The organism is Microbacterium aurantiacum, assembly GCF_031625015.1.
GTDB lineage: Bacteria > Actinomycetota > Actinomycetes > Actinomycetales > Microbacteriaceae > Microbacterium > Microbacterium aurantiacum.
This window is the reverse complement of record NZ_JAHWXH010000002.1, coordinates 135,370-148,296: the sequence shown is the minus strand read 5'-3', so window position 1 is coordinate 148,296 and position 12,927 is coordinate 135,370. Positions and strand designations below refer to the sequence as shown.

9 protein-coding genes are annotated in these 12,927 nt (G+C 69.2%); 2 read left to right on the top strand and 7 right to left on the bottom strand.

Annotation, left to right across the window (positions count from 1 at the left end; genetic code table 11):
- Window positions 1-73: 73 nt before the first annotated feature.
- The 4 genes from rapZ to uvrB all read right to left on the bottom strand — a co-directional run bounded on the left by rapZ (window position 74) and on the right by uvrB (window position 7,948).
- A complete protein-coding gene (rapZ, locus tag KZC50_RS10330; RefSeq protein WP_310891639.1) occupies window positions 74-955 on the bottom strand; it encodes an RNase adapter RapZ in 882 nt (293 codons plus the stop codon).
- A 31-nt stretch (window positions 956-986) separates the two neighbouring features.
- Window positions 987-2,894: an excinuclease ABC subunit UvrC gene (uvrC, locus tag KZC50_RS10325; RefSeq protein ID WP_301132419.1), complete on the bottom strand. Its 1,908-nt coding sequence runs from the start codon at window positions 2,892-2,894 to the stop codon at window positions 987-989.
- Between the two features lies 1 nt (window position 2,895).
- Window positions 2,896-5,796, bottom strand: a complete 2,901-nt coding sequence (gene uvrA, locus KZC50_RS10320) for an excinuclease ABC subunit UvrA (RefSeq protein ID WP_053547322.1) — start codon at window positions 5,794-5,796, stop codon at window positions 2,896-2,898.
- Between the two features lie 70 nt (window positions 5,797-5,866).
- Complete coding sequence (gene uvrB, locus KZC50_RS10315; RefSeq protein ID WP_310891638.1) at window positions 5,867-7,948, bottom strand: excinuclease ABC subunit UvrB; 2,082 nt, start codon at window positions 7,946-7,948, stop codon at window positions 5,867-5,869.
- A gap of 98 nt (window positions 7,949-8,046) precedes the next feature.
- Here uvrB and KZC50_RS10310 point away from each other — a divergent pair, with 98 nt between their 5' ends.
- Window positions 8,047-8,676 (top strand): DUF4126 domain-containing protein, encoded by a 630-nt coding sequence (locus KZC50_RS10310; protein ID WP_310891637.1) that lies wholly within the window; start codon window positions 8,047-8,049, stop codon window positions 8,674-8,676.
- On the opposite strand, the gene coaE is transcribed toward KZC50_RS10310, so the two are convergent.
- Window positions 8,619-9,236 (bottom strand): dephospho-CoA kinase, encoded by a 618-nt coding sequence (gene coaE, locus KZC50_RS10305; protein ID WP_310891636.1) that lies wholly within the window; start codon window positions 9,234-9,236, stop codon window positions 8,619-8,621. The two genes, KZC50_RS10310 and coaE, sit on opposite strands and share 58 nt — an antisense overlap.
- 109 nt (window positions 9,237-9,345) lie before the next feature.
- On the opposite strand from coaE, the gene KZC50_RS10300 reads away from it, so the two are divergent.
- Window positions 9,346-10,086, top strand: a complete 741-nt coding sequence (locus KZC50_RS10300) for a response regulator transcription factor (RefSeq protein WP_310891635.1) — start codon at window positions 9,346-9,348, stop codon at window positions 10,084-10,086.
- On the opposite strand, the gene KZC50_RS10295 is transcribed toward KZC50_RS10300, so the two are convergent.
- Entirely contained in the window at window positions 10,077-11,258 is a 1,182-nt protein-coding gene (locus tag KZC50_RS10295; protein WP_310891634.1) for a hypothetical protein, read from the bottom strand. The genes KZC50_RS10300 and KZC50_RS10295 overlap by 10 nt on opposite strands.
- Window positions 11,255-12,922 (bottom strand): sensor histidine kinase, encoded by a 1,668-nt coding sequence (locus KZC50_RS10290; RefSeq protein WP_310891633.1) that lies wholly within the window; start codon window positions 12,920-12,922, stop codon window positions 11,255-11,257. Before KZC50_RS10290 ends, KZC50_RS10295 begins: the two co-directional genes overlap by 4 nt.
- Window positions 12,923-12,927: the final 5 nt, after the last annotated feature.

Sequence of the window (12,927 nt, the reverse complement as noted above, 5' to 3'; positions counted from 1 at the left end):
GGGGCTCCTCGTCGTTCAGGGGTGGGGGACGATCGACCAGCCTACTCGCGCGCGCCCGATCCTGCCGCCGCGCTCACTCGCGGCCGAGGTCGCGATCCCGTACCCGCACGGCGACGCCCGGAAGGGTCTCGAGTCGCTCGGCGAGCTGTCGGGCCATGACCACCGACCGGTGCTTGCCTCCGGTGCAGCCGACGGCGATGACCGAATGACGCTTGTTCTCACGCTGGTAGCCGGCGAGGACCGGGGCCAGCGCACCCGCGTACGCATCGAGGAATTCCACGGCGCCCCGCTGTCCGAGGACGTAGTCGCGCACCGCGGCGTCCTCTCCGGTCAGAGCGCGCAGCGATTCCTCCCAGAAGGGATTGGGGAGGAACCGCATGTCGGCGATCATGTCGGCATCCGGGGGCACGCCGTACTTGAAGCCGAAGCTGAGGATCGTCAGGGTGTGGCGCGCGTCGCCTTCATCGGAGAAGAGCTCCACCACGCGCGTGGCCAGTTGGTGGACGTTGTACCGCGTCGTGTCGACGATGACATCGGCACTCTCCCGCACCGCCGCCAGCCGTTCGCGCTCGCGGCGGATGCCGTCGACGATCGTTCCCTCGCCCTGCAGAGGGTGGGGCCGACGGACCGCCTCGAATCGACGCACCAGCGCCTCGTCGGAGGCGTCCAGGAACATCAGTCGCATCTCCCGCCGCTCTCGGAGTGCCCGCAGCGCTTCCGGGAGCTCGGAGAACAGATCGCGTCCGCGCACGTCCACCACGACCGCCACACGAGGGAGGACGCCTCCGGCGAGGCTCGTCAGCTCCAGGAGCGGCCGCAGCATCTGCGGCGGAAGGTTGTCCACGACGTACCACCCGAGATCCTCGAGCGCGTTCGCCGCCGTCGAGCGTCCCGCCCCCGACATCCCGGTGACGATCAGCACCTCGCCGGTGTCGCTGCGCTCGGTCTCGCTCATGGATCTGACCTCCGTCGTCGCTGCGCCCAGCCTATCCGCCGGAAAGATGCGCGCGAATCGATGCCGCGAGCTTCGGGCCGATGCCGGGGAGCTCTGCGATCTGCTCCTCGGTCGCCCCGCGCAGCGCCGTGACCGACCCGAAGTGCCGGAGCAGGGCGCGGATCCTCGCGTCACCGAGTCCGGGAACCTCGGCCAGCACCGACTGGATGTCCCGTCGGCGACGCTTGCGCTGGTGGGTGATCGCGAATCGATGCGCTTCGTCGCGCAGGCGTTGCAGGAGATACAGCACTTCCGAGGTGCGAGGGAGGATGACCGGATACTCTTCCCCGGGCAGCCACACCTCCTCGAGTCGCTTGGCGATCCCGCACAGCGCGATCTCCTCGTGACCGGCGTCGCGGAGCGCGCGTGCAGCTGCCTGCACCTGCGGCTGCCCGCCGTCGACGACCAGGAGCTGGGGCCGGTAGGCGAACCGCGGGCGTTTGTGTGCGGTTCCGTCTCCTGCGATCTCGGCGTCCGGCTCGGGTCGATCGAGATAGGCCAGCCGGCGCGTGAGCACCTGGTGGATCGAGTCGGTGTCGTCCGTGGTCTCCGCCACCGAGAACGAACGGTACTGGTCCTTGCGGGGAAGCCCGTCCTCGAAGACCACCATCGAAGCGACGACGTTGGTGCCGCTCAGGTGGGAGACGTCGAAGCACTCGATGCGCAGCGGCGCCTCCTCGAGGCCGAGCGCCTCCTGCAGATCTGTCAGCGCTCGCGTGCGGGCGACGTAGTCGCTCGTTCGGCGCGTCTTGTGGACCATCAGCGCTTGCTGCGCATTCAGAGTCGCCGTCTTCATGAGGTCGGCTTTGCCGCCCCGCTGGGCCACCTGGATCGACACGTTCTTCCCGCGACGCTCCCGCAGCCACTCCGTCAGCTCCGCGGCGTCCTCCGGAAGGGCGGGCACCAGCACCTGACGCGGGATGTCGGCGCCCGACGCGTTGCCGTACGTGCGCTGGATGACCTGGTCGACGAGATCCGCGCCGCTGATGTCGAGTTCCTTCTCGATGGTGCTCGCGCGCACACCGCGCACGCGCCCGCCGCGGATGACGAAATGCTGGACAGCGGCGGCGAGCTCGTCCTCGGCGATGCCGAAAAGATCGGCATCCGTGTCCTCCGCGAGGACCAGGGCACTCTTGTTGAGCACGGCGTCGATCGCCTGCAGCCGGTCGCGGTACACGGCCGCTGCCTCGTAGTCCATCGCCGCCGCCGCCGCGCGCATGCGGGCGGTCAGGTCTTTCGTGAACCGCTGGTCTCCCCCGGCCATGAACGCCACGAAGTCCTCGACGACCGCCCGGTGCTCCTCGATGGTCACGCGCCCCGAGCACGGGCCGCCGCAGCGGCCGATCTGGCCCGGGAAGCAGGGGCGCCCCGACTGCATGGCCTTCTTGTACGACGCGTCGCTGCAGGTGCGGATCGGGAACACCTTGATCATCAGGTCGATCGTCTCGTGGACCGCCCACACCTTGGGATAGGGCCCGAAATACTTCGCGCCGCGGATCTTGCGGTTGCGGGTCACGAGCACCCGAGGCGCCTCGTCGCCGAGGGTCACGGCCATGAAGGGGTAGGACTTGTCGTCGCGGTAGCGGACGTTGAAGGGGGGATCGAACTCCTTGATCCACTGGTACTCCAGCTGCAGCGAGTCGACGTCCGTGGGCACGACCGTCCACTCGACGGATGCCGCCGAGAGCACCATCCGGCGCGTGCGTTCGTGCAGGGTGTGCAGCGGCGCGAAGTAGTTCGACAGCCGCGCCCGCAGGTTCTTGGCCTTTCCCACGTACAGCACGCGCCCGTCGGCGTCGCGGAAGCGGTACACGCCCGGGTTGGTCGGGATCTCACCCGGACGCGGCTTGTACGACACGGTCGGTGCCGCACGGCCGCGCCCGGTTTCGGCGCGCGCCACGTCAGCCCGCCTTACGGACCGCCGCGCCGCCCGGAAGGACCTCGGCCAAGAACTGGCCGGTGTGGCTCTCAGCGACGCGCGCGACCTGCTCGGGCGTGCCGGTGGCGATGATCTGCCCGCCGCCGGAGCCGCCCTCGGGGCCCATGTCGATGATCCAGTCCGCGGACTTGATCACATCGAGGTTGTGCTCGATGACGATGACGGTGTTGCCCTTGTCGACCAGCCCGCCGAGCACCTCCAGGAGGCGTCGGACGTCCTCGAAGTGCAGGCCCGTGGTGGGCTCGTCGAGTACGTAGATCGAGCGCCCGTTGGATCGTCGCTGCAACTCCGTGGCGAGCTTGACGCGCTGCGCCTCGCCGCCCGACAGCGTCGTGGCCGACTGACCGAGTCGGACGTACCCGAGGCCGACGTCGACGAGCGTCTTGAGGTAGCGGTGGATCGCCTGGATCGGCTCGAAGAACTCCGCCGCCTCGGAGATCGGCATCTCGAGGACCTCGGCGATGTTCTTCCCCTTGTAGTGGACGCTCAGGGTGTCGCGGTTGTACCGCTTGCCGTGGCAGACCTCGCAGTCGACGTAGACGTCCGGGAGGAAGTTCATCTCGATCTTGATCGTGCCGTCACCCGAGCACGCCTCGCACCGACCCCCCTTGACGTTGAAGCTGAAGCGTCCGGGCTGGTATCCCCGCGCCTTCGCCTCGAGCGTCTCGCTGAAGAGGGTGCGGATCCGGTCGAACACCCCGGTGTACGTCGCGGGATTCGACCTCGGCGTACGTCCGATCGGCGCCTGATCGACGTGCACGACCTTGTCGAGGTTGTCGAGTCCGGTCACGCGCGTGTGGCGCCCCGGGACCGTGCGGGCTCCGTTGAGCCGTGCGGCGAGCACCTGGTAGAGGACGTCGTTGACGAGGGAGGACTTCCCCGAGCCGCTCACCCCGGTCACCGCGGTGAGGACGCCCAGGGGGAACTCCGCCGTCACGTTGCGCAGGTTGTTCTCGCGGGCGCCGACCACCGAGATCTGACGCTTCTTGTCGATGCGTCGGCGCTTCGTCGGTGTGGGGATGGCACGACGCCCGGCGAGGTAGTCGCCCGTGATCGAGGACCGGTCCTCGAGCATCTGCGCGAGGGGGCCCGAGTGGACGACCTCTCCTCCGTCGACGCCGGCACGCGGGCCGATGTCGACGACCCAGTCGGCGGCATGGATCGTCTCCTCGTCGTGCTCGACGACGATGAGGGTGTTACCGAGATCGCGCAGAGTGATGAGCGTCTCGATGAGTCGACGGTTGTCGCGTTGATGGAGCCCGATGCTCGGTTCGTCCAGGACGTACAGCACGCCGGTAAGCCCCGAGCCGATCTGCGTGGCCAGACGGATGCGCTGCGCTTCGCCGCCGGACAGGGAACCGGCCGAACGGCTGAGATTCAGGTAGGTCAGGCCGACCTGGATGAGGAAGTCGAGGCGCAGTCGGATCTCGCGCAGGACCTGCGCGGCGATCTTCGCCTCGCGGTCGGTCAGTTCCAGCTCGGCGAAGAAGGCGTGCGCGTCGGCGAGGCTCAGACGCGACGCGTCGGCGATGGAGTGTCCGTGGACCTGGACGGCGAGTACCTCGGGTTTCAGACGGGCGCCGTCGCAAATCGGACAGGGGACCTCGCGGAGGAAGTCCGCCCACCGCTGCCGCTGAGTATCGGACTCTGCCTGCAGGTATTGGCGTTCGATGTAGGGCACGACGCCCTCGAAGCCCGACGAGTAGCGCATCTCGCGGCCGTAGCGGTTCTTCCACTTGACCGTGACCTTGTAGTTCTCACCGCGGAGAACGGCTTCCCGCACCTGCTGAGGGAGCTTCCGCCACGGAGTGTCGAGCGAGAAGCCGAGGTCGGCGGCGAGGCCTTCGAGGAGACGCTCGTAGTACTGGAAGAGGCCCTTGCCCTGCGTCGTCCAGGGGATGATGACCCCCTCGCGGATGGACAGTTCCTCGTCGCCGAGCATGAGATCGACATCCACCGACATCCGTGTCCCGAGCCCGGAACACGCGGGACACGCGCCGAAGGGGGCGTTGAAGGAGAAGGTGCGGGGCTCGATCTCGGTCAGCTGCAGCGGGTGCCCGTTGGGGCAGGCCAGCTTCTCGGAGAACGACTGCCACGCGTCGTCGCCCTCTTCGTCGACGAAGTTGACCTGCATGACGCCACCCGCGAGTCCCAGCGCCGTCTCGACCGAGTCCGTGATCCGCGTGAGGATGTCGGGACCGGCGACCAGACGGTCGACGACCACGGCGATGTCGTGCTTGTAGCTCTTCTTCAGCGCCGGGGGCTCGGCCAGCTGGATCAGGTCTCCGTCGACGACGGCGCGGGCGTACCCCTTGGCCGAGAGCTCCTTGAAGAGGTCGACGAACTCCCCCTTCTTCTGCGTCACGACCGGGGCGACGATCTGGTAGCGGGTGCGATCGGGGAGCTCCATGAGCTGGTCGGCGATCTGCTGCACCGTCTGGCGCTGGATCGGCGCGCCGCAATCCGGGCAGTGGGGTACGCCGATGCGGGCCCACAGCAGCCGCATGTAGTCGTGGATCTCGGTGATGGTGCCGACCGTCGATCGCGGATTGCGGTTGGTCGACTTCTGATCGATCGACACGGCGGGGCTGAGACCCTCGATGAAGTCGACGTCCGGACGGTCGACCTGCCCGAGGAACTGGCGCGCGTACGCGCTCAGTGACTCGACGTACCGGCGCTGCCCCTCGGCGAAGATCGTGTCGAAGGCCAGACTCGATTTCCCCGAACCGGAAAGCCCGGTGAACACCACGAGCGAGTCCCTCGGGATCTCGAGGTCGACGTCCTTCAGATTGTGGACGCGGGCTCCCCGGACGGACAGAGTTCCGCTCGAGTGGGCATGGGAGGAGACGGGGACGATGGGCACCCGTCAAGTGTAGGCGCGGCCTCCGACACGGGCTCCGGGGTGGCTTCGCTCTCCGCGAAGCGCTACGCGCTCAGGCGTGCCCGGCCCGTTCCATCGCCCGCAGTTCCTTCTTCATGTCCTGCACCTCGTCCCGCAGACGTGCGGCGAGTTCGAACTTCAGTTCGGATGCCGCCGCGAGCATCTGGTCCGACAGATCCGCGATCGTCGCCTCGAGCTGCGTCGCCCCCTCCGCCGCGATCCCCTCACGGCGCAGGCGCGGGGTCGGGCTCTTGCCCTTCCCGCTCTTGGACGCCGCGGCTTCCTTCCGGCCGAGGAGAGCCTTGGTGTCCTCCCCCTCCCGGATGAGGGCATCGGTGATGTCGGCGATCTTCTTGCGCAGGGGGGTCGGATCGATGCCGTGCTCGAGGTTGTAGGCGATCTGCTTCTCGCGGCGACGCTCGGTCTCGTCGATGGCGTTGCGCATCGAGTCGGTCATCTTGTCGGCGTACATGTGCACCTCACCGGAGACGTTCCGCGCCGCGCGTCCGATCGTCTGGATGAGGGAGGTTCCGCTGCGGAGGAATCCCTCCTTATCGGCGTCGAGGATCGACACCAGCGACACCTCCGGGAGGTCGAGCCCCTCTCGCAGGAGGTTGATGCCGACCAGGACGTCGTACACCCCGGCGCGGAGCTCGCTCAGCAGCTCGACGCGCCGCAGCGTGTCGACGTCCGAGTGCAGATACCGCACCCGCACGCCGTGCTCGGCGAGGAAGTCCGTGAGCTCCTCGGACATCTTCTTGGTCAGCGTGGTGACGAGGACGCGCTCGTCGCGCTCGACGCGCAGTCGGATCTCCTCCAGCAGATCGTCGATCTGCCCCTTGGAGGGCTTGACGACGATCTGCGGGTCCACGAGCCCCGTGGGTCGGATGATCTGCTCGACGACGCCGTCGGCGATCCCCATCTCGTAGCGACCGGGCGTCGCCGACAGATAGACGGTCTGGCCGATGCGGTTCTTGAACTCGTCCCACCGCAGCGGTCGGTTGTCCATCGCCGAGGGCAGGCGGAAGCCGTGCTCGACGAGCGTGCGCTTGCGCGACGCGTCGCCCTCGTACATCGCGCCGATCTGGGGCACGGTCACGTGGGACTCGTCGATGACGAGCAGGAAGTCGTCGGGGAAGAAGTCCAGCAGCGTGTGCGGCGGATCGCCCGCGGAGCGCCCGTCGAGGTGGCGCGAGTAGTTCTCGATGCCGGAGCAGAACCCGAGCTGCTGCAGCATCTCCAGATCGAAGGTGGTGCGCATGCGCAGCCGCTGCGCCTCGAGCAGCTTGTTCTGCTTCTCCAGCTCGCCCAGCCGATCGGCGAGTTCGGTCTCGATCGTCCCGATCGCGCGCTGGACGGTGTCGGTTCCGGCGACGTAGTGGGAGGCGGGGAAGATCGGCACCGCATCCATCTTCTGCACGACATCGCCGGTGAGCGGGTGCAGCATGTACAGCGCCTCGATCTCGTCGCCGAACATCTCGATGCGGATCGCGTACTCCTCGTACACGGGGATGATCTCGATCGTGTCGCCTCGGACGCGGAAGTTGCCGCGCGAGAAGTCGACGTCGTTGCGGTTGTACTGCATGGAGATGAATTTGCGGATCAGCGCGTCGCGGTCGTACGCCTCGCCGACCTGGAGCGCGACCATGGCCCGCAGGTACTCCTCCGGAGCACCCAGCCCGTAGATGCACGACACGGTGCTCACCACGACGACGTCCCGCCGGCTCAGCAGGGAGTTCGTCGTGGAGTGGCGCAGCCGCTCCACCTCGGCGTTGATGGAGGAGTCCTTCTCGATGAACGTGTCCGTCTGGGGGACGTAGGCCTCGGGCTGGTAGTAGTCGTAGTAGCTGACGAAATACTCCACCGCGTTGTTCGGCATGAGGTCGCGGAACTCGTTGGCCAGCTGGGCGGCCAGCGTCTTGTTGTGCGCCAGAACGAGCGTCGGCCGCTGGACCGCCTCGACGAGCCATGCGGTGGTCGCCGACTTGCCCGTGCCGGTCGCACCGAGCAGGACGACATCCGTCTCCCCCGCGTTGATGCGCGCGGCCAGCTCGGCGATCGCGTGGGGCTGGTCGCCCGAAGGGGAATACTCGCTGATGACCTCGAAGGGCCGGACGGATCGCGTGGTCTGCACTCATCCAGGGTAGGCGCGGCCTCCGACACTCCGTCGGCCGTTCGCGGGAGGCGGACGCGCGAGGACGCGCCGGCGCGAAGGTTCCGTAGGCTGGCGACGTGCTGGAGTTCATGGTCGGATCGAGCCTCGCCGCCGCGGCGGGGCTGAACGCGTGGATGCCGCTGCTCGTCCTCGGGCTGGCGGACCGCCTCCTCCCGGCGGTCCAGCTCCCCGCCGCATGGTCCTGGCTCTCCTCCGACGTCGCGCTCTGGATCGTCGGCATCCTTCTCGTCCTGGAGATCGTGGCCGACAAGATCCCCGCGGTGGATTCGATCAACGACGTCGTGCAGACCCTCATCCGCCCCGCGGCCGGCGGAGTCGTCTTCGGCGCCGGATCCGGCGCCGAGTCGCTCGCCGTCGACGACCCGGCCACCCTGGTCTCGGACGGCGGCTGGATCCCCATCGTCCTGGGCATCGCCATCGCGCTGGGCGTCCACGCCCTCAAGGCGCTCTCGCGCCCGATCGTCAACGCCGCGACCGCGGGGATCGCCGCACCTCTGGTGTCCTCGGTCGAGGATGCGTCGGCTCTCACCCTGTCGGTGCTCGCCCTGCTCGCGCCGCTCCTCGGGTTCCTCCTGCTCCTGACGGGTGTCGTGGCCGCCGTGTGGGGGGTTCGGCGCGCCCGGCGTCGTCAGCGTCGGCGGGCGGCGATGAGCGACGGAAGACCGTCCCACACCGCGTCCACCTGACTCAGGGTGTGCGCGAGGTCGCCACTCGTGTCGATGACGACGTCGGCGAGAGCGCGACGAGCCGCGTCATCGACCTGCGCGGCCACGCGGGCGGCGGCATCCGCCTCGTCCATGCCGCGGAGCTCGACCATGCGTCGGACACGGAGGTCCGCCGGCGCGTCGGCGACGAGGACGAGATCCCAGGGATCGTCCGATCGGGCTTCCGCCAGAAGCGGGACGTCGTAGACGACCACACGATCGGGATCCGCCGCGAGCGCGGTGCGGAAGCGGCGCGCGGACTCCTCGCGCACCGCCGGGTGGACGATCGCGTTGAGACGCGCACGGGCATCGTCGTCGGCGAAGACCAGCGCACCGAGCGCGGCACGATCGAGGGTGCCTTCGGGGGCGATCACTCCGTCGCCGAAGGCGGCGGCGATGCGATCCAGCACGGGTGAGCCCGGCGCCTGGACGTCGCGGACGATCCGGTCGGCGTCGACGATCTCCGCTCCGTGCTCCGCCAGCCGAGCGGCGATCGTGGACTTGCCGGAGGCGATCCCCCCGGTGAGCGCGACAAGAGGCATGCGACGAGCATGTCATGTCGCGGTCGCCGGCCGCGGATACAGGCGGATCTGGGATATCCTGACCGACGTTCGGGCGCCGGACCCTCACGCGGCGCTGAGGGAGTGTGCTGTGGATACGACCCGCGTCGCCGTCGTCGTCGAGGACGAAGACGATATTCGAGGCCTGCTCTCGACGATCCTCTCGCAAGCCGGTTTCGAGGTGTTCGAAGCGGCGACCGGCGCGGAGGGCATCGAACTGGTCCGTCAGCACGATCCGCTGGTGACCACCCTGGACGTCAACATGCCCGGCATGGACGGCTTCGAGACGACGAAGCGCATCCGCAGCTTCAGCGCGACGTACATCGTCATGCTCAGCGCCCGTACGGAGGAGATCGACGCACTGCAGGGGCTCGAGGCGGGCGCCGATGACTACATCGCCAAGCCGTTCCGTCCGCGGGAGCTGCGCGCGCGCATCGACGCCATGCTCCGTCGCCCCCGCCACCGTGTCGACGGCGGCGGCGCGGAGAACGAGGACGGCGACGAGTGGCGCGCGCATCGCGGTCTCCGACTCAATCCCGCGATGCGGGTCGCCAGTGTCGACGCGCGCGACCTGGAGCTCACGCGCAGCGAGTTCGACATCCTCGCCGACCTTCTGGTATCGGGACGCCGCGTGCGGGCGAAGTCGGACCTCGCTCTGATGCTCCGCGGTGAGGAGCCTGGAGGCGGCGAGTTCGTGAGTGAGAGCGACGCGCGGGCGATCGAGGTCCACGTGGCCAACCTCCGGCGGAAACTCGGAGAGTCGCCCACCCATCCGCGATGGATCGAGACGGTCCGCGGGGTGGGCTACCGGCTCACGGCCGATCAGGCCTGAGTCGCGTCGCGCGGCTCGAACGAGACCACGGCGGCGTCCACCCGTGTCGCGGCGGTGAGCGCGGTGTCGCGCGCCGCCTCGACCAGTGCGCGCGGGTCGTACCCGACGACGGTGCTGTCGGCCACCCCGACCCCGACGACGGGGATGATGCCGTGGGTGGCGGCACCGAGCCGGTCGAACACGCCCCGGTACACGGCGGTGGCGGCCTCGCGGGCGCCGCGGGCGTCGTCAACGACGCATCCGACCAGCAACCCGGCCCGGGAGTCCTCGCCGATGATCGCGCCGACGGGGACGGATGCCGCGACACCGCGTCGCCATTCGTCGACGACGAGACCCGTGACATCGCCGCCGAACGCCGTCGTCATCTGCGCGAGGTCGTCGATGCGCACGGCCACGAGCGCGAGCGTCGCACCCTGCTGGCGCGCCCGGACGCACAGCGCAGTCCACATGCCGGTGAACACCGCGTCGGAGACGATGCCGTCGCGCGCGATGTCCGAGAGCGTCATCCGGCTCTGATCGACCAGCGGCACCCGCGTGGCACGCAGGACGGACAGGATCACCACGGCGACGACGGTGAGGGTCACCGTGCCGAAGCTCAGCGCGATCGAGCCGAAAGCCACCTGGAACAGCGCGCTCTCCGGCCCGGCGAGGAGGAATGCGACCGTACGGGCGATGTAGAACCCGCACTGCAGGGCGAACACGACGGCCAGCACCCATGCTGATCGCGTCGCGCCGAGCAGACCGCGCAGGCACTCGGCGGCCGCGGCGGCCGAGAACACCGTGAGCGCCAGGAACATCCAGACCGCGCCCGCCCAGTCCCCCGCCGGAAACCCCTCCACCAGCACGGCCACCGCCGCGCCGCCGGCGCCCAGGACCACCAGGAGACCGTCTCGACGGATGCGGCGACCGTTGAACCGGCGGCATCCGAGCCACATGCAGCCGGTGGCCGTCACGAACGTGGCGTTCCCGGCGGCGAGCGCCCACAGCTCCGTCCCCGAGCGCGCCCACAGCACGTAGGTCAGGGTCGTGAGCATCGCGGCGAGGAACCCCAGCGCCCACACCCGTCCCGCCCCGTCGTCGCGCCGGAGAAGCGTCTCGACGATGAAGACGATCCCGCTGACGTTGACCACGACGCTGGAGATGATCAGGACGCTGAGGAGATCGAGGGTCATGACAGCCTCTCGGAGGGTTCGACCTGAGGGACCTTGACGACGAAGGTGGATCCCACGCCGACGGCGCTCGTCACGGTGATCTCGCCTCCGAGCTGACGGACGATGTCGCGACTGATGGCGAGCCCCAGTCCCGTCCCCGTCACCTGCGCCCCGGCGCGATAGTACCTCTGGAACAGACGCGCGCACTCGTCCTCGGACATCCCCTGCCCGGTGTCGCGGACCACGATGCGGGTCCAGCCCGCATCCACCGCGGTCGCCAGGTGAACGTGACCCCCCTCGCGGTTGTACGTCACGGCGTTGGCGACGAGATTGTCCACCACCTGGCGCAGTCGATCGGGGTCGGCCCAGCCGGTCGCGGGACGCACCTCGTCGAGGTGCACGAGCACACCCCGTGCGTCCGCGCGCGGGCGGAGGGCCTGGGCCGACGCGGCGACGATGTCCTGCACCGCGACCATCCTCGGTTCGACGGAGGTCGCCGCGGTTGCGGCGCTGCTCGAGGCGGCGAGGATGTCGCCGACGATCAGCAGGAGCCGTTCCGCGTTGCGCTCGGCGACCTGCAGGTCGCGACGGACATCCGTCGGCGTCGCGGGTGCGTCGATGGCGAGATCGAGGTAGCCGATGATGGACGTGAGCGGCGTCCGCAGCTCGTGCGACACGGATGCGACCAGTTCATCCCTCGCGCGCAACGCGAGCAGTTCCGTCGTCACATCCCGCGACACCACGACGACACCGGCATCCGCTCCCGTGTCATCGACGAGGCGACGCGCGGTGATGCTGAGCGCGCGACGGGTGGCCGGATCGGAGCCGAACCAGGCGACGGCGTCGTCGAAACCCTCGCCGCGCAACGCCCGCTCGAGCGGACGCTCGTCGTCGGGGAGCGGGGTGACCCCGTCGTCGCGGAAAGCAGGGGCCGTCCCCTCCCCGCCCACGGCCCGCTGGAGGCGCGCATGCGCGTCGTTCGTCACCGCCACACGTCCGTCCCTGCCGACCCGGATCACGCCGAAGTCGACCGCATCCAAGACCTCGGTGACCGTCTGCTCCTGCAGGCGGGTCGTCTCCAGGAGTCGCCGGAGCAGGTCCGACTGCTTGACGAGCAGGTTCCGCTGCGCCGTGCTCCTCGAGGCGGCCACGTGGCTGCCGACCGCGACGGCGACGAGGACGACGGGGACCAGGACGGTCATGGCGCCCAGCGGGTCCCCTGTAGAGAGGAACACCAGAACGTTGACGCCGACCATCGCGGCGATCACGCTCCACAGCCCGACGAGGCCGAACGACGCGGCGAGCCAGGTCGCCGGGAACACCCACAGCAGACCGAGGGTCGTTCCGGGAGCCGCGAACTGCATGAGGGTGATCGCCACGCCGTCCAGCGCGGGGACGACGGCGACCCAGACCGGATGCAGTCGATTCCACGGGACCAACAGGGTGGCTCCCGCCACGGCGAACACCAGGACGACGCCCAGGAAGAAGAGCGCGGCGTCGCCCGCGAAGGACCCGACGACGGCGAGTCCGGCGACGATGAAGACAACGGCGGTGAGCAGGATCTGGTTCAACAGGACCGCGCGATCGCGCGCGAGGTCGCTCGCGTCGGATGCGGCTCGTGGGGAGCGAGCCCCGACGGGCCGGCCGATGCGGGGAGTCGCCGGCCCGGTTGCACGCCGGGTCATACTGG